This window comes from Vulcanithermus mediatlanticus (assembly GCF_055385885.1).
The window spans coordinates 1,505,361-1,525,718 of the sequence record NZ_AP042385.1; the positions used below are offsets into that span (position 1 = coordinate 1,505,361).

At 65.8% G+C, this 20,358-nt stretch carries 21 protein-coding genes; 6 read left to right on the forward strand and 15 right to left on the reverse strand.

Going from position 1 to position 20,358, the window contains the following annotated elements; translation table 11 throughout:
- Positions 1 to 17: 17 nt before the first annotated feature.
- From ACZ5BT_RS08740 to carA, 4 genes are read left to right on the forward strand one after another with little or no spacing between them, the layout of a single operon-like run.
- Entirely contained in the window at positions 18 to 1,208 is a 1,191-nt protein-coding gene (locus tag ACZ5BT_RS08740; protein WP_464884209.1) for an argininosuccinate synthase, read from the forward strand.
- Positions 1,209 to 1,211: 3 nt separating this feature from the next.
- Positions 1,212 to 2,609 (forward strand): argininosuccinate lyase, encoded by a 1,398-nt coding sequence (argH, locus tag ACZ5BT_RS08745; RefSeq protein WP_464884210.1) that lies wholly within the window; start codon positions 1,212 to 1,214, stop codon positions 2,607 to 2,609.
- The gene (locus tag ACZ5BT_RS08750; protein ID WP_464884211.1) at positions 2,606 to 3,124 is read left to right on the forward strand and encodes an N-acetyltransferase; all 519 of its coding nucleotides are present in this window, start codon (positions 2,606 to 2,608) and stop codon (positions 3,122 to 3,124) included. Before argH ends, ACZ5BT_RS08750 begins: the two co-directional genes overlap by 4 nt.
- Before the next feature lie 4 nt (positions 3,125 to 3,128).
- Positions 3,129 to 4,304 (forward strand): glutamine-hydrolyzing carbamoyl-phosphate synthase small subunit, encoded by a 1,176-nt coding sequence (carA, locus tag ACZ5BT_RS08755; RefSeq protein ID WP_464884212.1) that lies wholly within the window; start codon positions 3,129 to 3,131, stop codon positions 4,302 to 4,304.
- 46 nt (positions 4,305 to 4,350) lie between these two features.
- Here the strand turns inward: carA and ndk are convergent, their stop codons facing one another.
- The 10 genes from ndk to uvrC are packed head-to-tail and all read right to left on the reverse strand — an operon-like array spanning position 4,351 to position 15,167.
- Complete coding sequence (ndk, locus tag ACZ5BT_RS08760) at positions 4,351 to 4,767, reverse strand: nucleoside-diphosphate kinase (RefSeq protein ID WP_464884213.1); 417 nt, start codon at positions 4,765 to 4,767, stop codon at positions 4,351 to 4,353.
- A gap of 26 nt (positions 4,768 to 4,793) precedes the next feature.
- Positions 4,794 to 6,656 (reverse strand): glycoside hydrolase family 15 protein, encoded by a 1,863-nt coding sequence (locus ACZ5BT_RS08765; RefSeq protein WP_464884214.1) that lies wholly within the window; start codon positions 6,654 to 6,656, stop codon positions 4,794 to 4,796.
- Positions 6,653 to 7,132: a DUF192 domain-containing protein gene (locus ACZ5BT_RS08770; RefSeq protein ID WP_464884215.1), complete on the reverse strand. Its 480-nt coding sequence runs from the start codon at positions 7,130 to 7,132 to the stop codon at positions 6,653 to 6,655. The genes ACZ5BT_RS08765 and ACZ5BT_RS08770 overlap by 4 nt, the downstream gene beginning before the upstream one ends.
- On the reverse strand, positions 7,120 to 7,767 hold the full coding sequence (gene tmk, locus ACZ5BT_RS08775) for a dTMP kinase (protein ID WP_464884216.1): 648 nt from the start codon (positions 7,765 to 7,767) through the stop codon (positions 7,120 to 7,122). Before tmk ends, ACZ5BT_RS08770 begins: the two co-directional genes overlap by 13 nt.
- Entirely contained in the window at positions 7,767 to 8,519 is a 753-nt protein-coding gene (locus tag ACZ5BT_RS08780; protein ID WP_464884217.1) for a Nif3-like dinuclear metal center hexameric protein, read from the reverse strand. The genes tmk and ACZ5BT_RS08780 overlap by 1 nt, the downstream gene beginning before the upstream one ends.
- Before the next feature lie 49 nt (positions 8,520 to 8,568).
- On the reverse strand, positions 8,569 to 9,000 hold the full coding sequence (locus tag ACZ5BT_RS08785; protein ID WP_464884218.1) for a phosphate-starvation-inducible PsiE family protein: 432 nt from the start codon (positions 8,998 to 9,000) through the stop codon (positions 8,569 to 8,571).
- 8 nt (positions 9,001 to 9,008) lie between these two features.
- Positions 9,009 to 10,427, reverse strand: coding sequence for a UDP-N-acetylmuramoyl-L-alanyl-D-glutamate--2,6-diaminopimelate ligase (locus ACZ5BT_RS08790; RefSeq protein WP_464884219.1), 1,419 nt, complete (start codon positions 10,425 to 10,427; stop codon positions 9,009 to 9,011).
- Between the two features lie 17 nt (positions 10,428 to 10,444).
- Entirely contained in the window at positions 10,445 to 11,476 is a 1,032-nt protein-coding gene (locus tag ACZ5BT_RS08795) for a S1C family serine protease (protein WP_464884220.1), read from the reverse strand.
- A 46-nt stretch (positions 11,477 to 11,522) separates the two neighbouring features.
- The gene (locus tag ACZ5BT_RS08800; protein WP_464884221.1) at positions 11,523 to 13,349 is read right to left on the reverse strand and encodes an arginine--tRNA ligase; all 1,827 of its coding nucleotides are present in this window, start codon (positions 13,347 to 13,349) and stop codon (positions 11,523 to 11,525) included.
- Positions 13,350 to 13,364: 15 nt separating this feature from the next.
- Positions 13,365 to 15,167: an excinuclease ABC subunit UvrC gene (gene uvrC / locus ACZ5BT_RS08805; protein ID WP_464884222.1), complete on the reverse strand. Its 1,803-nt coding sequence runs from the start codon at positions 15,165 to 15,167 to the stop codon at positions 13,365 to 13,367.
- A gap of 75 nt (positions 15,168 to 15,242) precedes the next feature.
- On the opposite strand from uvrC, the gene ACZ5BT_RS08810 reads away from it, so the two are divergent.
- Positions 15,243 to 15,620: an NADH-quinone oxidoreductase subunit 15 gene (locus ACZ5BT_RS08810; RefSeq protein ID WP_464884223.1), complete on the forward strand. Its 378-nt coding sequence runs from the start codon at positions 15,243 to 15,245 to the stop codon at positions 15,618 to 15,620.
- 83 nt (positions 15,621 to 15,703) lie between these two features.
- Positions 15,704 to 16,024 (forward strand): hypothetical protein, encoded by a 321-nt coding sequence (locus tag ACZ5BT_RS08815; protein ID WP_464884224.1) that lies wholly within the window; start codon positions 15,704 to 15,706, stop codon positions 16,022 to 16,024.
- 90 nt (positions 16,025 to 16,114) lie between these two features.
- Here ACZ5BT_RS08815 and ACZ5BT_RS08820 read toward each other — a convergent pair whose 3' ends face one another.
- The 5 genes from ACZ5BT_RS08820 to ACZ5BT_RS08840 form a co-directional block, all read right to left on the reverse strand.
- Positions 16,115 to 16,531: a disulfide oxidoreductase gene (locus ACZ5BT_RS08820; protein ID WP_464884225.1), complete on the reverse strand. Its 417-nt coding sequence runs from the start codon at positions 16,529 to 16,531 to the stop codon at positions 16,115 to 16,117.
- Entirely contained in the window at positions 16,528 to 17,367 is an 840-nt protein-coding gene (locus ACZ5BT_RS08825) for a discoidin domain-containing protein (protein ID WP_464884226.1), read from the reverse strand. The genes ACZ5BT_RS08820 and ACZ5BT_RS08825 overlap by 4 nt, the downstream gene beginning before the upstream one ends.
- Before the next feature lie 117 nt (positions 17,368 to 17,484).
- Positions 17,485 to 18,411, reverse strand: coding sequence for a signal recognition particle-docking protein FtsY (gene ftsY / locus ACZ5BT_RS08830; RefSeq protein ID WP_464884227.1), 927 nt, complete (start codon positions 18,409 to 18,411; stop codon positions 17,485 to 17,487).
- A gap of 2 nt (positions 18,412 to 18,413) precedes the next feature.
- Positions 18,414 to 19,832, reverse strand: coding sequence for a glutamate--tRNA ligase (gene gltX / locus ACZ5BT_RS08835; protein ID WP_464884228.1), 1,419 nt, complete (start codon positions 19,830 to 19,832; stop codon positions 18,414 to 18,416).
- A 57-nt stretch (positions 19,833 to 19,889) separates the two neighbouring features.
- On the reverse strand, positions 19,890 to 20,357 hold the full coding sequence (locus ACZ5BT_RS08840; RefSeq protein WP_464884229.1) for a hypothetical protein: 468 nt from the start codon (positions 20,355 to 20,357) through the stop codon (positions 19,890 to 19,892).
- Between the last annotated feature and the right edge of the window lies 1 nt (position 20,358).

Below are 20,358 nucleotides of genomic sequence, written 5' to 3' on the forward strand. Positions count from 1 at the left end.
GATGTATATTCGTGCAGATGAAGATCGTACTTGCCTACTCCGGGGGGCTCGATACCAGCGTGATCCTGCGCTGGCTGATGGAGACTTACGGTGCCGAGGTGATCGCGTTCACCGCCGATATCGGGCAGGGAGAAGAGGTGGAGGAGGCCCGGGAAAAGGCGCTGGCCACCGGCGCGAGTAAGGCCTATGCCTTGGACCTACGGGAAGAGTTCGTTCGCGACTTCGTCTTCCCCATGATGCGCGCCGCGCCGCTTTATGAAGGGTATTACCTCCTCGGCACGGCCATTGCCCGCCCCTTGATCGCGAAATACATGGTCAAGATCGCTGAAGACGAAGGCGCAAAAGCGGTCTCGCACGGGGCCACGGGCAAGGGCAACGACCAGGTGCGCTTCGAGCTTTCGGCCTATGCCCTCAATCCCGACATTCAGGTGATCGCCCCTTGGCGCACCTGGGCATTCTCGGGACGGCCCGACCTCGTTGCCTACGCCCAAAAGCACGGCATTCCGGTGGGGGTAACCAAGGAAAAGCCCTATTCGATGGACGCAAACCTCCTGCATATCTCCTACGAGGGCGGCATCCTGGAAGACCCCTGGGCCGAGCCTCCGGCCGACATGTTCCGTATGACGACCAACCCCGAGGACGCGCCGGATCACCCCGAATACGTGGAGGTCGAGTTCGAAGCCGGTGACCCGGTGGCGGTCAACGGCGAGCGGCTCTCTCCGGCGGCGCTCCTGGCACGGCTCAACGATATCGGTGGGCGTCACGGCGTGGGCCGCGTGGACATGGTGGAGAACCGCTACGTGGGCATGAAATCGCGGGGCGTGTACGAAACCCCGGGGGGGACCATCCTCTATCACGCGCGACGGGCGGTGGAGTCCATTACCCTGGATCGCGAGGCCCTTCACCTTCGGGACCAGCTCGCGGTGAAGTACGCGGAGCTGGTCTACAACGGCTACTGGTTCGCGCCCGAACGGGAAAAGCTCCAGCGCCTCGTGGATGCGATCGCCGAGGACGTGACCGGGACCGCCCGGCTCAAGCTCTATAAAGGCCAGGCCCTGATCGTGGGGCGCAAGTCGCCGGTCTCGCTCTACCGGAAGTCGCTGGTTTCCTTCGACGAGGCCGGGGATTACGATCAGAAGGACGCCGAGGGCTTCATCAAGATCAACGCCTTGCGGCTCAAGGTTAGGGCACGGGCCGGGGGGCGCTAGTCGATGGATTCGGGCAGTAAAAAGCTTTGGGGCGGGCGTTTCGCCGAGGAGACCGACGCCTTGGCCGCGGCCTTCAATAACTCGCTGCCCTTCGACCGCCGCTTGTGGCGGGAAGACCTTGCCGGTTCGCGGGCCCATGCCCGGATGCTCGCTGCGAGGGGCATCTTGAGCGAGGTGGAGCTGGAGAAGATCCTCGAGGGCCTCGACGCCATCGAGCGCGAGATCGAAGCGGGCCGTTTCCCCTGGCGCGATGCTTATGAAGACGTGCACATGAACATCGAGGCCCGGCTCACCGAGCTCGTGGGCGAGGTGGGGAAGAAACTGCACACCGCCCGCAGCCGGAACGACCAGGTGGCGACCGATCTGCGGCTGTGGCTCAAAAATGCCCTTGGCGAGCTCAAAAGCGCCCTGCGGTCGCTGCGGGGGGTGCTGATCGAGGAGGCCGAGCGTCACCTCGATCCGCCCCGCGTTCTCCCCGGCTACACCCACCTCCAGCGGGCCCAGCCGGTGCTGCTCTCGCACTGGTTTTTGGCCTACTTTTGGATGCTGACCCGGGATGCCTCGCGACTTGGGGATGCCCTTCGGCGCATGGACGAATCGCCCCTGGGGGCGGCGGCGCTCGCCGGGACCAGCTTCCCCATCGACCGCCACATGACCGCGAGCGAGCTCGGCTTCCGGCGCCCGGTGCCCAACTCGCTCGACGCGGTGGCCAGTCGCGACTTTGCCCTCGAGGCGCTCGCGGCCTTGGCCATCTTGCAAACGACGCTCTCGCGGTTGGCCGAAGAGCTCGTTTTGTACTCGAGCTTCGAGTTCGGCTTCGTTGAGCTCCCCGACGCCTTCGCCACCGGCAGCTCGATCATGCCCCAGAAGAAAAACCCCGACATCCCCGAGCTCGTTCGGGCCAAGGCGGGGCGCGTTCTCGGCGACTTCGTGACGCTCGCCTCGGTGGTCAAGGGGTTGCCGCTCGCCTACAACAAGGATTTGCAAGAGGATAAGGAGCCGCTTTTCGACGCCTTCGATACGGTTTTGCCCTCGGTGCGGTTGCTCGCCGCTATGCTGCCAAAGCTCAACTGGCGGGATGAGGTGATGCGCAGGGCGGCGGTCTCGGGGTTTTCGCTGGCCACCGACCTGGCCGATTACCTGGCCAAAAAGGGGCTTCCTTTCCGCGAGGCGCACAGGGTCGTCGGCTCGATCGTGCGTAAACTTGCATCTGAGGGCAGAGAATTGGATACGCTTACAGTTGATGAGTTGCGAGCCGCGCACCCGCTCTTTGGCGAGGATGCCCTCGAGCTCGTCGCCCTCGAGGGGGCGCTGGCTCGGCGCACCTCCTACGGGGGGACCGCGCCGGAGGCGGTGAGGCGGCAGCTTGAGGAGGCGAAGGCGCTTTGGCAGAGCGAATGAAGCTGGAGATCAAACCGGTCGCGCTTCCAAAGACCGAGCGCGGGACCCCGGTGAACTTGCGCCGGGCCCGGGTCGGCGACGTGCCTCAGATCCACGACCTGATCAAGTACTGGGCCCGGGCTTCATTCATGCTGGTACGCTCCCGCAGCCAGCTCTACGAGCACCTCAGGGATTTCCAGGTTCTGGTCGATCCCGATGGCGTCGTGGTGGGTACGGTGGCTTTGCACGTGATCTGGGAGGATCTGGCCGAGATCCGCTCGCTGGCGGTTCACCCTGAGCGGCAAGGGGAGGGCCTGGGTCGCTGGTTGGTTCTGGCCGCCGAGCGCGAGGCCCGTGATCTGGGTTTGCCCAAAGTCTTCGCCTTCACGATCCAGGAAGGGTTTTTCCAGAAGCTGGGGTATCAGATCGCACCGGCGGAGGCCTTTCCGCGAAAAGTGTGGTTTGAATGCAATGACTGTCCGTTTCAGGACCAGTGTCCGGAGGTGCCGGTTCTGAAGCGACTCAAAGAGGAGTGATCGGATGTTCGAGCGCGAGGGTGCGGTCTTGGTGTTGGAGGACGGCGAGGTCTACCGGGGGTTTGCCTTCGGCTACCGGGGCAAGACGCTGGGTGAGGTGGTGTTCAACACCGCCATGACCGGCTACCAGGAGATCATGACCGATCCCAGCTACCACGGGCAGATCGTGGTCATGACCTACCCCCACATCGGCAACTACGGGGTCAACGTCTACGACATGCAGTCCAACCGTCCGTGGGTGCGGGGGTTTGTGGCCCGCGAGTTCTCCCGCGTGGCCTCGAGCCCCCGCGCCCAGGGGACCCTGGAAGAGTTCATGAGCGAGCACAAGGTCGTGGCCATCGAGGGGATCGATACCCGCAAGCTGGTGCGCAAGATCCGCGAGGGCGGTGTTCTCAAAGGGGTCATCGCCCACGCCAGCGCCCTGGCCAAGGCCCCCGACGAGCCGTTCGCCGAGGAGGAGCTCCGCATCCTGGCCGCCGAGGCCCGGGCCTGGCCCGACATCGACGGACGGGACATGACCCCCGAGGTGACCACCCCCCTGCCTTACGCCTTCCCCACGCTGCGCTCGGGGAAGCGGGTGGTGGTCATGGATTTTGGTATCAAGCACGCCATCGTCGAGCAGCTGGGGACGCTCGGGTTCGAGGTGATCGTGGTCCCCGGCAACACCCCGGCGGGACAGATCATGACCCTGGAACCCCACGGGCTTTTGGTCTCAAACGGCCCCGGCGACCCCTTTGGCCCCACCTACGCCCACCAGACCCTGCGCGAGCTCATGGGGCTTTTGCCGACCTTCGGCATCTGCCTCGGCCACCAGCTGCTTGCCATCGCCGCCGGGGGGCGGACCTTCAAGATGAAGTTCGGCCACCGGGGGGCGAACCACCCGGTGAAGAGCCTGCTCGACGGATCGGTCGAGATCACCAGCCAGAACCACGGCTACGCGGTTTCACTCGAGAGCCTCGAGGGCTTCAGGGCCACCCACGTGAACTTGAACGACGGCACCCTTGAGGGCATGGCCCACGAGCGCTACCCGGTCTTTTCGGTCCAGTACCACCCGGAGGCGAGCCCCGGGCCCCACGACGCACGCTACCTTTTCCGCCGCTTTTTGGAAGAGGTCCTGGCCTTTGAAGCGCCGTCGGGCCAACCGGTCGAAAAGAAAAACGCAGGCCCCTTCGGCGTTTAAAAACCCCCGCCCCGGGCAGCGCCCGGGGCGGGGGGGGAAAATGGGCTCAGGCTACGAATTCCTCGGCTTTAAAGAAGAGTGCGATTTCTCGCTCGGCGTCTTCGGCGTTGGCCGAGCCGTGGACCACGTTCTCGTCAATGCTGGTCGCGAGATCGCCCCGGATGGTTCCTGGCAGGGCGTCGGCCGGGTTGGTGGCGCCCATCATCTTGCGCAGCTCGGCGATGACGCCGGGGCCCTCGAGCACCATGGCCACCACTGGACCCGAGGTGATGAAGTTCACCAGCGGCTCGAAGAAGGGCTTTTCGCGGTGCTCGGCGTAGTGGGTTTCGGCGAGCTCGCGGTCGATGCGCATGAGCTTCATGGCCACGATCCGAAAGCCCTTTTTCTCAAAGCGGGAGAGGATCTCGGCCACCAGGCCGCGGCGAACGCCGTCGGGTTTGATCATGCAAAAGGTCCGTTCCATACCGGGGGCATTCTACTGTATGGCCCTCAGCCGAGGGGCATGTCCCACCCCTCTCGCCGGCGGCGGGTGTGGTCGAGCCGGAACACGGCGTTCAAAAAGCCGAGGTGGGAAAAACCTTGGGGGTAATTGCCGAGCAGGCCTTCGGTCTCGGGGTGCACCTCTTCCGAAAACAGTCTCAGCGGTCCCGAGGTGAGCAAGAGCGATTCCAGCGCTGCCCGGGCTCGCTTGAGGTCCCCGGCCAGGGTGAGCGCGTCCACCAGCCAGAACGACACCAGGAGGAAGGCGCCCTCGGGGCCACCGATGCCGTCGTCGGCCTCCTCCGGCGGGTAGCGGTAGAGCAGGGGGTAGCGGCCGGCGGTGAGTTTCTCGATGATCCGCTCCCGGGTCTTCACGAAACGGGGGTCGGTCGAGGGCAGAAACCCCACCTCCGGCATGACCAGGACCGAGGCGTCGAGGACCTCGGCGCCGTAGTACTGGGTAAAAGCTTCAAGATCCGGGTTCCAGGCGTGCTCCATCACCTCGGCGTGGATCCGGGCCGCCTCCTGGGCCCAATCGTCGATGGGGGCGTTGACGCCGAGCTTGAGCGCCAGCTGCGAGGCCCGGTCGAGGGCGACCCAGGCCCAGACCCGGGAATAGGTGTAGGGCTTGGGGTCGCTCCGGGCTTCCCAGATCCCGTAGTCGGGTTCGCGCCAGCGCCGGCGGACCACCTCGACGAGCTCGGCGAGCTTTTCCCACTCGGTGATGGTGAGAACCCCGCCGAAGCGGTCGTAGCGCAGGGCCGCGTCGAGGAGGCTGCCGTAGATGTCGAGCTGGAGCTGCTCGGTGGCGGCGTTGCCGACCCGGACCGGCTTTGAGTCGCGGTAGCCCCTGAGGGGTAGGATCCTTTCCGGCAGCTCGCGCTCGCCCCGGATGCTGTAGAGCACCTGCAGATCGGAGCCCGACTCGAGCACCTGCTGCAAAAGCCAGTCAAAATAAGCCGTGCCTTCCTGGACGTAGCCGGCCTGGAAGAGGGCCCGCAACACGAAAGCCGAGTCCCGCACCCAGGTAAAGCGGTAATCCCAGTTCCGGGGGCCGCCCGGCCATTCGGGCAGGCTGGTGGTGGGGGCGGCCACGATGGCCCCGGTGGGCTCGTAGATGAGGAGTTTCAGGGTGAGGAGGCTGCGCTCGACCGCCTCCCGGTAGCGCCCCTGGTAGCGGAGCTTGTTGATCCAGCTGCGCCAGAACTGCCGGGTCATCCAGAGCTGACGCGGCGGCTGGTAGGAGCGGACCGGGTGCACCGTGCTTGAACCCCAGTCGGCCACCATCCACACCTCGTCGCCGGCCTCGACCTGCACCCGCCCCACCACTCGGTGGCCCTCGATGCTGAGGGGCACGTCGGTCGAGAGCGTGATCGAGCCCTCGCGGGGGTGGGCGGCCTTGGCACCGTATGGAGACATCTCCAGGATCGGCGGGTAGAGGCCGAAACTGAAGCGGGGCTCGAAGATCACCTCGATCGAGACCTGCCCGCTGACCCCCTCGACCAGGCGGTGGATCTCGGCGGTGGGCACTTTGCGCCCCGGGACGTACGGCATGAAGTCGCGCAGACGAACGGTGCCGTTTGCGGTGACGAACTCGGTCACCAGGATGTTGGTGCCCCGTTCGTAGAACTGCCGAGCGGCAAAGGGTTCGCTGGGACGCACGGCAAAGGTCCCGGCTTCGGGGTCCAGAATCGCGGCGAAGACCGCTTCCGAATCGAAGTCCGGCAGGCAGGCCCAGTCGATGTGACCATCGGCGCCCACCAGCACTGCGGTCCGGTTGTCGCCGATCAAGCCGTAGGCCTCGAGGGGCTTGTAATCGGGCGGGTTTTTCGGGTCGAAACGGAAGGGGTGGTTCACCAGTGAGATGCTCACTCGAGCCTCCAGCGGTCGCCTTCGCGAACTCCGTTTTGCCGGAACCAGCCCTGGTTGACCTCGAGGGCCTGCCGGTAGGCCACGCCGGGGTAGTAGGTGGGGCAGGGGTCGCTCAGGCAGGGCGTCATGTCGAGGATGCGCAGGATCACCCCCTCGCCATCGGCGAAGGCGATGGAAAGGGGGATGAGCGTGTTCTTCATCCAAAACGGTGAACCCGAAGCCTGGGGGAAGACGAAGAGCATGCCCTGGTTTTGGGGCAGTTCTTTGCGGAACATCAGCCCCCGCTCCCAGGCCTCGGGGGTCGATGCCACCTCAACGAAAAGCTGCACCTTGCTTCCATCCTCGCGGGTGATGGAGAGCGGGCGCAGGGCGGGGCTTGGTGGTTCGGGGCGTTGCTGGGCCCGCAGCCAGAAGACCTGGCCCACGACCGCGAGACCGACCAGGGCGGTAATGACGAGCCACTTCAGCCGTGCCATCTTCGCTCCACTTCACGGACGATACGGGCAAAGAGGCGTTCGGGGTCTTTTTGGGCGTCGAGGACCACGAAGCGCTCGGGCTCGAGCTCGGCCAGGGTGAGAAAACCCTCGCGTACCCGGCGGTGGAAGCTCAACGCCTCGCCCTCGAGGCGGTCCTTCGGCCCCTCGACCCGGGCCAGGCCCACCTCCGGCGGCAGGTCGAGGAGGAAGGTGAGATCGGGAACGAGCCCCCCGGTCGCACCCTCGGTGGCCCGGCGCATCCAGGTCAGGGAGAGCCCCCGGCCAAAGCCCTGGTAGGCGTAAGAGGAGTCGGCGTAGCGGTCGGAGATCACCACCTGGCCGCTTAAGAGCGCGGGGCGGATTTTTTCCCGGACGTGTTCGGCACGATCGGCCAGGTAGAGCAGGAACTCGGCCTCGGCGGTCATGGGGGTGGTGAGCAAGAGTTTGCGCACCTCGAGGCCGAGCGGGGTGCCTCCAGGCTCGCGCGTCAGGAGCACTTCCGCGCCGCGGGATTGAAACCAGGCGGCGAGCCTCGCGGCCTGCGTGCTCTTCCCCGAGCCTTCGGGGCCCTCGAAGGTGACGAAGAATCCTCCGGAGACTGGGCGGGCTTGGTCGGCGGTTTCACCCATCGTCATCACAACCCCGTGGGATGGTCGAGGAAGGTCCAGGGCAGGCCGAAACTGGCCAGCAGTTTTTCCGCCAGCGCCTGGACGCCGAAGACCTCGGTGTCGTAGTGGCCGGCGTAGATCACGTTGATGCCCCGCTCGAAGGGCTCGTGGAACGCGCTATGCTTGGGCTCGCCGGTCACGAGGAGATCGAGGCCCTTGGCCGCGGCCTCGCCGATGTAAGCGGAGCCCGAGCCCGAGACCACCGCCACCTTTTGGATGAGGTCGCTTCCTCCCTGGTGGACCAGGGCCTGCATGCCCGTGAGCTGGCCCAGGGCGTCGGCGATGTCGTGGAGGCGGGTCGCGGTTTTGAGCCTGCCCATGACCCCGAGCGCGCTCCCGGCGTGCTCGGCGAAGGGTTCGAGGTCCACGAGCCCGAGGTGGCGGGCCAGCACCGCGTTGTTGCCGACCTCGGGGTGGGCATCGAGCGGCAGGTGGGCGGCGTAGAGACTGATGCCGCCCTCGAAGAGCGTTTCGAGCCGGCGCTTGAGCGGTCCGGTGATTGGCTCGGGCTTACCCCAGAAAAGCCCGTGGTGAACGATCAGGAAATCGACGCGGGCTTTTTGCGCCTGGCGGAAGGTGGAGAGGCTGGCGTCGACAGCGACCCCGATCAACTGGACCTCATCCTTGCCCTCGACCTGCAAGCCGTTCAAACTCGCATCGGGTATGGCGTCGATCTTGAGGTAGTCGTTCAACCAGGCCACGAGCTCGTCTCTTCGCATCTTCACTCCTTGGTTGGCCGCGTCGTGCGCGGGTTGCGCCGGCCCCAGTTTACCTCCGGCGGATGAAAAAGATGGCCAGGGCAAAGAGGAGCACCGCGATCGAGAGCAGGCCCAGCTCGACCAGGATGGCGGCGAAGCGGGGATTATCGAGGCTGGCGTCGGCCACCCCTTCAGCGGTGATCACGAGCAGGCGCCGGACGCTGGCGATGATACCGATGATGAGGAAGGGCTCGGCCTCGATGGTGCCCTCGCGGGCGAACCGGACGACGGTGTAGATCACCTCGGCCAGCATCAGCGCCAGGAGCACCCGGTCCAGGAGGAGGATGATGCCCCGGGCGACCTCGCCCCGCAAGAGCGCCCCGCCGCCCTCGAGAACGGCAAAGAAAAGGATGAGGCCGGCGGCAACCGCCAGGATGAGGCCGGCGAAGAGGTAGATCGCCGCCTCGAGGCCCTCGAGCGTGCGGTAGAGCGGCTCGCGCATCGATGGGTCTAGTTTAGACCAAGCGCGGCCTTGAGCTCGGCCACTTCGTCCCAGGCAAGGACCTCGTTGGCTCGTTCCAGCGTACGTTCATGGCCCTTCCCGGCCAGGAGGATGGTGTCCCCCGGGCGGGCGAGGCGGCTTGCGAGGCGTATGGCCCGCCGGCGGTCGGGTTCGATGTGGACCTCGGCCCTGCCCTCGCGGGCCCCGGCAGTGAGGGCCTTTAGGATCACTTCCACCGGTTCGCTGCGGCTGTCTTCCTCGGTGAAGACCGCGACGTCGGCCAGGGTGGCGGCGACCTTGCCCAGCGGCTTTCGTTTGCCCGGATCGCGCTCGCCGGCCGCCCCCACCACCACGATCAGCCTTCCCTGGGTGGTCTTCTTGAGGGTTTCCAGGGCCTTGGCCAGGGCTCTTGGGGTGTGGGCGAAATCGACCACCCCCCGAACGGGTCTCCGGGTTACGATCTGCATCCGCCCCGGTACGCCAGGAAAGCTGGCGAGGGCACGGACGGCCCCCGCGAGATCGATGCCGAACTGAAACGCCGCGGCCAGCGCCGCCAGGGCGTTTTCGACGTTGTAGGCGCCGATCATGGGGAGGGAAACCTGCCCGGAAAAGCCAGGGGCCTGCAGCATGAAACGCAGCCCGGTGGCGTCTTCCCGGACCCGGCTCGCCGTGAAATCGCCCCCCGGTCCGTAGCTGAGGTGGGGGTGGCTACGCAGTCGTCGGGCGTAGGGGCAGGCCAGGTTGAGCACGGCGAATCGTGCGCGCTCGACGAGGCTGGCCTTGGCTTTGAAGTAGTCCTCGATGTCTTTGTGAAAGTCGAGGTGCTCGGGAGAGAGGTGTGTCCAGACCGCGAGGTCGTAGTCCACCTCGTCGACCCGGTGCTGGGCCAGGGCGTGGGAGCTGGTCTCGAGGACCACGGCCCTGAGCCCCTCGCCCAGCATCTCCGCCAGGGCGGCCTGCAGCGCCGGTGCCTCGGGGGTGGTGAAGTGGCCTTCGGGAAAACGCCAGCGATGGCCGAAGGCGTACCCGACCGAGCCGATGAGCCCGGTGGGGCGGCCGTTTTGGTTCAGGAGATGGTGGATGAGGTGACTGGTGGTGGTCTTGCCGTCGGTGCCGGTGACGCCGATCACCTTCAGGCGCGTTGCTGGCAGGTCGTAAAAGTGCGCCGCCAGTTTCGCCAGGGCCTTGCGGGCGTTTCCGACCCTGGCATACGGCACGGGGAGCTTGAGCGGGCGCTCGCCCACCACCGCCACCGCCCCCCGCCGCAGCGCTTCGTCGACGAGGTCGTGCCCGTCGAAGCGCTGCCCCTTGAGGGCAACGTAAATGTTCCCGGGGCGGAGCCGTCGGGTGTCGTGGCTGATGCCGGTGACTTTGCGCCGTGGCGCTCTGGTCCCCAGGGCTTGGAAGAGGGCTTGCAGGTCGTCCAAGGTGCCCCCTACCCGAACTACCGGCGCACCGTTAGGGTGACCGGGATCTCAACCCGTTCGCGGTTACGCCAGATGAGAAGCCGCACCACGTCCCCCGGGCGGTAGCGGGCGATTTCCTGGATCACTTCGAAACGGTTTTGGATGGGGCGTCCGTTGACCGCCAGGATCACGTCGCCAAGGGCCACCAGCTTGCCCAGTTCGTCGCGGTCCGCGCCCCGGACCCCGGCCCGAGCGGCCGGAGAGTTGGGCTCGACGCGGTCCACCATGACCCCTTTCACCCCCACCAGGCCCAGGGCCTTGAGAAGTAGGGGGTCGAGTTCGGTGAGGTCGATCAGGGTCGCACCCAGCCACCCCCGTTGCGGAACCCCATAGCGCTCGAGGTCCTCGATGCTCTGCTTCACCAGCCCGGCCGGGATGGCCATCCCCACCCCGGAGATCCCGCTCGGCCCTCCCAACACCGCGTCGACGAGGCCGATGACCTTACCCTGGCCGTTGAGCAAGGGGCCGCCGGAGCTCCCGGGTTCGATCATGGCGTCGGTGTAGACGACCTCGAAGATCTCAAGCCCCACGTCGCCGCCGAGCTGGGCCGCGTCCTCAAACGGTCCTACCCCGGCGACCACGCCAACCGAGACCAGGTTGCGCCGGCCGTAGGGGCTCGAGATGAGGATCGCGGTTTGCCCGGGAAGCAGCCGTTCGTCGGAGAAGGCGAGCGTGGCCTGGGCGCTGGCGTCGACCTCGAGGATGGCCACGTCGAGCCCTTTGTCGACCGCGTAGACCCGGGCCGGGTAGCTCTCACCGTCGTTCAGGGTTACGGTGATTTTTTGCAGACCGTCGATGACGTGGAAGTTAGTCACGATCCGGTGCGGGGCGTAGAAAAAGCCTGAACCCCACACCGGCCCTGGGTTGTCGGTGAAGCTGGACTGGCCCTGCACCCGGACCACCGCCGGGAGCGCGGCCTGCACCACCCGGACCCGCGCCACCTCGGCGGGGTCGGTGAGGAGGGCGAGCGCCGATCCGATGAAGGCGAGTGCGGCGAAAACGAACTTCATCTGTCTAAAGTATAAGTCGTATCGCTGCCAGCGCGTTGCGCGCGCCTTACATCACCTCCGGCGCGGGGACACCGAGCAGGGTGAGGCCGGTGCGCAGGGTTTCCTTGAGTGATTCGACGAGCGAAAGCCGGAGTTCGCGCAGGCCGGGCGGCGCCCCGAGCACCGGAGTCGCCGGACGGCCGTTTTCCTTGGCGTTGTAGTAGGCGTTCCAGACCGCGGCCAGGTCGAGCAGGTGGTTGGCGAGGAGGTGGGGGGTGTGTTCGCTGGCGCTCTTTTCCACCGCTTCGGGAAAGCCCAGCATGGCCTTGGCCAGGGCCACCTCGTGCGGCGTGGCGAGGGAGGGGTCGGCGCCTTGCCGCCAGTCGAGGCCCTCGGCTTTCGCCTTGCGCAGGATGGACGCGGCCCGGGCGTGGGCGTATTGCAAATAGGGGGCGGCGTCTCCTTCGAAGGAGAGCACGGCCTGCCAGCGGAAGTCGATCTGGCGCCGGGGCTCGGTCTTGACCATGGCGAAGCGAACCGCGCCCAGGCCCACTTGCCGGGCTGCGCGTTCGGGGTCGGGGTGGTGGGGGTTCTTTTCCGCGATGACCTCCCGGGCCCGCCGCGTGGCCTCCTCCAGGAGCTCGTCCACGCTCACCACGTGACCCTTGCGGCCGGAGAGGGGCCGGCCCTCGAGCAGGACGGTCTCGTAGGCGAGGTGGACGTGTCCCTCGGCCAGGTCCTCGCGGCCGAGCGCCTTGAGGGCGGCTTTGAGCACGGCTTGGGGGTAGCTTTGGCGGACGTCGATCACGTTGACCGTCCGTTTGGCTCCGCCAAAGGCCATGGGCTGGCCGTCAGGTGCGCTGGTGTAGAGGGTTTTCCCCGAGGGTTGGCGGGTGTAGGGCTTGAAGCGGAGGCCCTCGAGGACGCCCATTTTCCATAGCTGGAAGGCGATGTCCTTGGCGGTGTAGGTGGCGGTGCCATCCGAGCGCAAAAGCACCAGGTAGGGGTCCTCAAGACCGGGAATGAACTCGGAGGTGTCGAAAACGATCGCGCCCCGATACTTCCCCTCGTCCATGCGGCGGACGTAGGGGGTTTTGGCTAGGGTGTCGAGCGCCTTTTTCAAAAGGCCTTCGCGGACGATGTCCGATTCCCATACCAGCGCGTCGTAACTCGCGCCGAGGGCCCACATGGTCTCAAGCTGGGCGTCGAGGATCCGGGCCACCGCCTCCCGCAATTCGCCCTGCTCCAGACGCCGCACCACCTCGCGGATCTTGGGCCCCAGCGCCGCCTGCACGCTTTCGTCCTCGAGGTCCCGGTGCAAGCGCACGTAGGCCCTGCCGGCGAAGTGGTCGTACTTTTCGCCGCTGGGGTCGTCCAGGTGGTAGTGATCGAGCGCGAAGAGGGTTTCCGCGGCCTGCACGCCGGTGTCGTCGATGTAGTTGATCACCTCGACCGGGTGACCGGCGAAGTCGAGGATGCGGGCCATGGCGTCGCCCAGGGCGACGTTACGCAGATGGCCGACGTGGAGCTCCTTGTTGGGGTTGACCGAGGTGTGCTCGATGAGCACCTTCTCGCCGCGTTTTGGGCTCGGGCTTGGGGGCTGGCTGGCGGCGGTGACCAGGTAGGCGGGATCGAAGGTAAAGTTCAAAAAGCCACCGACGGCGTGGATTTCGGTGACGCCGGGGATTTCGGGGAGCGAGTCGCGAAGGGCGCTCGCGATCTCGACCGGCGATTTCTTGAGTTTCCGGGCGAGCTGGAAGGCGATCGGGCTGCCGTAATCTCCGGGCTTTCCCTTGGGCGCAAGATCGACCGGAACGGGCCCTGGCGCCTCGATGCCCAGCGAATGGAGGGCCTGGCGCAAAGCGGTCTCGAGTGGGGCTTTGACGTCACGCATCGAGGCCCCATCCTACTACGAGGGGGTCGCATTTTGCCCTTCGGCCTCCAAAGCGGCCTTCAAGGCAGCCGCCGCCTTGCGGTTCATGCCTGGAAGCTTGGCCAGGGTTTCCAGGGGGGTTTGGCGGATCTCCTCGAGGCTATCAAACGATTCCAGCAACACCCGCCGCCGCTGCTCGCCGATGCCGGGGATGTCTTCGAAGATGCTCCGGAGGGCCTTTTTGCGCCTGAGCTTCCGGTTTCGCCTGACGCCCGTGCGGTGGGCCTCGTCACGGATGTAGATGAGGAGCCTGAGCGCCGGGTGGTGCAGGGGGAGGCGAATGGCCTCGCCCGAGGGAAGGATCAGGGTTTCCTCGCGCTTGGCAAGGCCGACGGTGGGAATGGCGATCTTCGCCCGCTCAAGCCCCCGGAGCGCGGCCCGCACCTGCCCCAACCCCCCGTCGATGAGGAGGAGGTCGGGGACGGGCATGGTCTCCGAAAGGCGCCCGGCGAAACGGCGGTAGACCGCCTCCTCGATGGCGGCGTAGTCGTCGGCCTGGGCCTGACTTCGGATGCGGAGGTGCCGGTAGTCGCGCCTTTTTGGCCGCCCGCCCTCGAAGACCACGATGGCCGCGACCGTGGCCTCGCCAAAGAGCGTGGAGACGTCGAACCCCTCGATTCGGTAGGGGCGGGCGCTGAGGGCGAGGACCTCGGCCAGCGCCTTGAGCGCGGGGTGGTCGCCCTTGCGCTCAAGGCGCGCCATTTCGGTTTCCAGGGCGCTCTGGGCGTTTTTTTGGGCGAGTTGGATGAGCTTTTTCTTCTCCCCCCGCTTGGGGACCTTGAGCGCCACCTTGCGCCCGGCCCTCGAGGTCAGCGCCGTCGCCAGCGTCGATTGGCCTTCGACCTCGAAGGGGAGCAGCACCAGCTTGGGGAGGGGGGTGGCCTCGAGGTAGTAGTCCCTTAAGAACGCGGCAAGGATTTCCTGGTCGCTGGCTTCCTCAACACCCTCGACGAAGCGGGAGACGCGGCCCAGGATTCGCCCCGAGCGCAGCTGGAAGAGCTGGACGGTGGCGTAGGCCCCGGCCCGGGCGAAGCCCAGAAAATCGAGGTTCACCTCCTGGGTGAGGACTGCTTGCTGTTCGGTGGCGAAGAAGGCCTTGAGCGCCCGGATCTGGTCGCGCAGCGTGGCGGCACGCTCGAAGTTGGTCTCGCGGGCCGCCTGGTTCATTTCCGCCTCGAGATCCCGGATCAGGGCGTCGACCTCACCGCTCAAGACCCGCTCGACGTTATGGACCACCTGTCGGTACGCTTTGGGATCGGCGAGCCCGGCACATGGGGCCAGGCACCGGCCCATGGCGTAGTTCAGGCAGGGTTTTCGCCGCTTTTTCATGGGGACGCCGGAGTTTTTCCGCAGCGGGAAGGTGCGGTCGATGAGGTCCTTGATCTTGCGAACCGTGCCCGCGTTGGGAAAGGGACCCCAGTAGCGCGCGCCGTCGTCCTTGATCCGGCGGACGATCCGCAGCGTGGGAAAGGGTTCGTTGGTGAGTTTGAGGAAGGGGTAGTGCTTGTCGTCCTTGAGGAGCACGTTGAAGGGTGGCCGGTGGGACTTGATGAGGTTGGCTTCCAGGAGCAGCGCCTCCACCTCGTCGCGGGTGACGATGTACTCCAGGGCTTCGGCGGCCTGGATCAGCTTTTGCGCCTTCCCTTCGTCAGCGTGAAAGTAGCTGCTGACCCGCGCGCGCAGGTCCTTGGCCTTGCCCACGTACAGCACGCCACGGGCGTTTTTGAAAATGTAAACGCCCGGCGCGTGGGGAAGAAGGGGAAGGTCGGCGTGCCGCATCGTGCCCAGTTTAGGCTTTGGGGCGCGGATGGTGTGTGGCTGGCGCTGCCGTGTCGGCGTGTATACCATGGAGGCATGGAACGCGAAGAGGGGCTCTATCAGGCCTGGGCCGAGCTCATCGCCTGGATGCAGGAGTATGCCAAGGAAAAAGGCGTGCGCTTCATCGTCGAGGCGTACTTTCCCGACACCATCTATCGGTTCACCAAGCCCTGGAATCTGCCCACCCGGTGGATGAGCGTTTCGCTCGCCGACGCCCGGGGAGAGCGTTTCGTGCTGGCGAGCGTGTCGCAGCCCGATGCACGTAGCCACGGCGTTGAGGTCCGCTTCCTCAAAGCGCACATCTACTGGCACCTGCACTTCCACGAAGGGGCGCTGGTCCTCGAGGGCCAGCCCCTGACCAAGGCGCGCTTGTTCAAGGCGCTGGACGAGGCGAAAGCGTCGCTCGCCGCCTGAGGGCAGGTGAGCCGAGGCCCCGGGCCGGACGGCTCGGGGTTTTTTACAACAGCTTTACGTCCAGCCCTTAACTTGACGCTGCCATGAACGGGAAACGCTATTTCGCCGTAGAACTGGGTTCGGACGCCACGGGCAAGCTGCCGCCGGCTTTGCGCGAGCGCGTGGGCTACGGGGCGACGTTGGTGCTGCTTGATCGCGAGGGCGTTCCGATCTGGAGCAGCCGGGATGAAAACGCCCCCACCCCTGAGCTCGCGGCCCGGGCGCACGAGGTGGCGGTGGTGGTACTCGAGGACGAAGGCGTGGTGGTCTATAAACACGCGGTCACGGGAATGGCCTCGGTGCTCGCCGCTTTGGAGGATTTCGGCGTTTCTATGAAGGCCGAAGACGTCGCCGTGGCTTCCTGAGCATCCCGCCGTGGCGTTTGCCACGGCGGGGCCCGAAAAAACGTGAAGGCTGCATGGCTTTGGGGCCTCGCCAGCCCCCCGGAAGGGGGGCTATTTCCGTCCCAGGAAGAGCATGCTGATCGCGATCAGGACGAAGGCGGTGAGCGCCATCAGGGGAATGGTCACGAAGCCAAAGTAATTCACGTACTGGAGGCTGCAGGGAATCGGCGTGGCGTCGCAGGCGGTGGGCTGAAAGGCGGGGATTTTTTGCTCCAGGTAGTGGATGAGGCTGATGCTGCCGCCCACCAGCGTCATACCCAAAACGTAGGGGCGGATTTTGGTATCCAGGCGGTAGAGGGCGATGCCCAAGATGAGCACCAGCGGGTACATGAAGATTCGCTGGTACCAGCAGAGCTCGCAGGGGATGAACTTCCTGATCTCCGAGTAATAAAGGCTGCCGCCGGTGGCGGCGATGGCCACCAGCCAGGCAAAGGCGAGGATCAACGCGTCCCGATCTTCACGTTTCATGGCAGAAACTCCCCGAACAGGGCGATCTCAACCGCCCCGGTGTTACCTCCACTGGAGCGGACCACCCGAAAGGTAAAGCGCTGGCCCCGGGCCGTCAGCGGGAAGACGTAGAGCCGTTTGGCGTCGGGCAGACGGAAGGGCCCGTAGACCCGGCCCTTTTCGTCCTCGAGGCGAAAGCTTTCGATTTGGGCCGAATCCCCCATGGTGCGGGTCCAAAACCCGACCGCCCGGATCTCGGCCGGCCTGGGCAGGGCGACGGTGATCCAGGCCCGGTCTCCGTCGCCGTTGCTCGACCACTCGGTGCTCGGGTCCCCGTCGATTGCGTTTTGCGCGCCCCAGGGCTCGTCGTCCGCCGCACCCGCGTAGTTGCTGCTCTTGGCGATCACCCGGGTTCCCAGCCGGGCCAGGGCCAGGTTGCTGCCGTAGGGACCAGGCGGTGTTTTCGTCTCGCCGGGGGTGGAAAAAGTGTAAATCTGGCTCTGGTAGAGGTTTCCCCGGGCGTCGCTGCCCTGGAGGCGGTAAAAATAGCGACTTCCGGCTTTGAGTTTCGGGAAGACCACCCGGTGCACCCGGTGGGCGCTCTGACCCATTCCCTGGTCGAAGGCCATGGCCCCGAAATCGGGGGTTTGGCCGTAGACCACGACGCAGGCGACCGGAATCGTGGTCTCGAGTGTCAATACCGCCCGGCCGTCTTCAAACACAACCCGCGGCGGGGCCTCGAGGATGGCCTCCACCGGGCGGACGGGGGTTTGCTGGGCGCTGGCCAGCGCGGTGAGCAGCGCAACGACGGTGCCCCAGATGGTGATCTGCTTGGCCCGGATCCCAATTGCCGACATCCCCCCAAGGTTACGCAAAGGGGGCAGGCGGTGCAAGCGGGGCAGCGAAGTGGGCGTCCAAGTGCTTTTCGACATGATGGGACGAGGTCGGAGGTCGCTCGCGTTTGCCTCGGTGGGCTACGAAGCCGGGCCCTCGAGAAGCGCTTCGGCATAGGCCCCGGCGTCAAAGGGTTGGAGGTCTTCGGGCCCCTCGCCCACGCCGATGAACTTGATGGGCACGCCGAGCGCCCGCACGATCGGCACCAAAACCCCCCCCTTCGCGGTGCCATCGAGTTTGGTCACGATGACCCCCGTAAGCCCGACCGCTTCGTGGAAGGCTTTGGCCTGGTTGATGCCGTTTTGGCCCACCGTGGCGTCCATGACCAGCCAAACCTCGCCCGGCTCGCCCGGCTCGGCTTTGCCGATGGCCCTTTTGACCTTTTTGAGCTCCTCCATCAAGTTGTGCTTGGTGTGGAGCCGTCCGGCGGTGTCGACGAGGAGAAGGTCGTGGCCCCGGGCCTTTCGGGCCTGGGTGGCGTCGTAGGCGAGGGCGGCGGGGTCGGCCCCTTCCGGCGCCTGGATCACGGGGATGCCCAGGCGGTCGCCCCAGACCTTGAGCTGGGCGCCGCCGGCGGCCCTGAAGGTGTCGCCGGCGGCGAAGAGCACCCTTTTCCCAGCGCGTTGGTAGTACTGACCGAGCTTGGCGATGGTGGTGGTTTTCCCCACCCCGTTGACGCCGACCATGAGGACGACGTGGCCTTTGGGGGCTACGAACTTCTTTGTGGCGTCGGGCTTAAACCCCAGCTTGCGCAGCTTCCTCCGGCGCTCGTCGGGTTCCAGCTGCAGCATGATCGCCAGCTTGACCGCTTCCTTGAGGTTTTTTTGCGATGATTCCCTGACCTCAGCCAGGATCTCCTCGGTGGCCTCGATCCCCACGTCGGCGGCGATCAGGGCGTACTCGAGCTCCTCGAGCACCTCCTCGGGGTCGCCGCCCCAGGGAACGGCCTTGCTGAGGTTCTCCGCGGTTTTCTTCAGGCCCTGTTTGAGGCGAGCAAACCAAGACACGCCTATGATTCTACGAGAGCCAGCGCCCGATCGATACGCCGGAGGACGGTTTCCTTGCCCAGGACCTCGAGCATCTCGTACATCCCCGGGGTGGCCAGGCGGCCGGTAATGGCGGCGCGCAGGGGTTGCATCACGTGGCGAAGCTTCTTGCCGTGTTCTTCCGCGAAGGCCTTGATGAGGGGCTCGGTGCGTGACTGACTGAAATCGGAAAGACCCGCCAGCGCTTCCCTGAGCGCCTTCAAGAGCTCAGCCCCCTTGGCGATTTCTTTCCGGGCCTTTTCCTCGTACTCGAAATCGTCGCGGAAGAAGTACACGGCTTTTTGCGGGAATTCCTTGAGGGTCTCGAAGCGGGGACGCATGAGCTCGAGGACCCTTCGGAGATACGCCTCCGATGGCCAGGCCAGGCCTTCCTTGGCCATGAACGGCTTGACCCGTTCGGCGAGTTCATCGAGCGAGAGCACCTCTCGGATGTACTTGCCGTTCATCCACACCAGCTTTTCCCAGTCGAAGACGGGGCCACCGAGGCTGACCCGGTCCCAGGAGAAGGCCTCGACCATCTCGCTTAAGGTGAAGACCTCGCGGCCGTCGGGCATGGAAAAGCCCATCAAGGAGAGGTAGTTCCTGAGCGCCTCGGGGAGGATGCCTTCCTCTCGGTAGTGGTCCACGCTGGTGTGGCCGGTGCGTTTCGAGAGCTTGGCGCCTCCAGGGGCCCTGAGGAGCGGTAGGTGGTAGAACTTCGGAACGTCCCAGCCAAAGGCCCGGTAGAGGAGGACGTGGATGGGGGTGCTGACCAGCCACTCTTCCCCCCGAATCACGTCGGTCACGCCCATGAGGTGGTCGTCGACGACGTTCGCCAGGTGATAGGTGGGAAAGCCGTCGGACTTGAGCAGCACCACGTCGGGGATCTCGCCGCTGTCGTAGCGCACCAGACCCCGCAAGACGTCGTGAACTTCGATGGTGCCAGGTCTTGGGACTTTCAGGCGGATGACGTGGGGTTCCCCGGCCCGCGCCCGCGCCTCGGCCTCCTCTTTTGGAATATCGCGGGCCCGGCCGTCGTAGCCGCCCTTTTCCCGGCGGATACGTTCCAACTCCTCAGGGGTTTCGAAGGCCCGGTAGGCCCAGTCGCGTTCGAGCAGGATCTCGGCGTAGTGCCGGTAGAGTTCGAGGCGTTCCGACTGACGATAGGGACCGTTGGGACCGCCCGTGTCCGGACCCTCGTCGTAGTCGAGGCCCAGCCAGTGGAGCATAGCGAGAATGCGCGCTTCGGCGCCGGGGACGTAGCGCTGGCGGTCGGTGTCCTCGATGCGAACAATGAAGCGCCCCCCGTTTTTCTTCGCCCAGACGTAGTTGAAGATGGCGATGTAGGCGGTTCCCACGTGGGGGTCTCCGGTTGGCGATGGCGCGATGCGGGTCGTGACCATAGGCCCCATTTTAAGGACCGCGCCCGGGACTTGGCCACGTCGGGTCGGGGTGAGCCCTCAAGGGCTGAGCCGAAAGCTCGCGCTCCCCATGAGCTCGCCGTTAAAGAGGAAGTAGACGGTCCAGGTGCCTTCGAAGATCCGTGCCTTTTCCGGCGTAATGCGGAAATACCAGAAGGTCGGGATCACCTTTCCGGCCCAGCTCTTGCGGACGGTGAGCGTGTAGCCTGCTCGTTCGACGGTGTCCCGGGGGGAGATCAAGTACATCTCGAAGGCCCGCTCGCCGGCATCGCTCTCGGAAAAGCGCCAGGAGGTGATGAACACCACGGCCCCGGCGTCGCCGTTGAACGTCTGGGTCGCTTTGGCGATCCGGTAGGTCCTGAGGTCGCTGGGGTTGAAGCCCGGTTGCGGCAGGCCCATGCTGACCTTGGCGAGGCTCGCTGCCTGGACGGAACCCAATAGAAACAAGAGGATCCAGAAGATGGCGACGACCCGATTGCGTTCCCGTGACCGGCTGGCATTCAACATG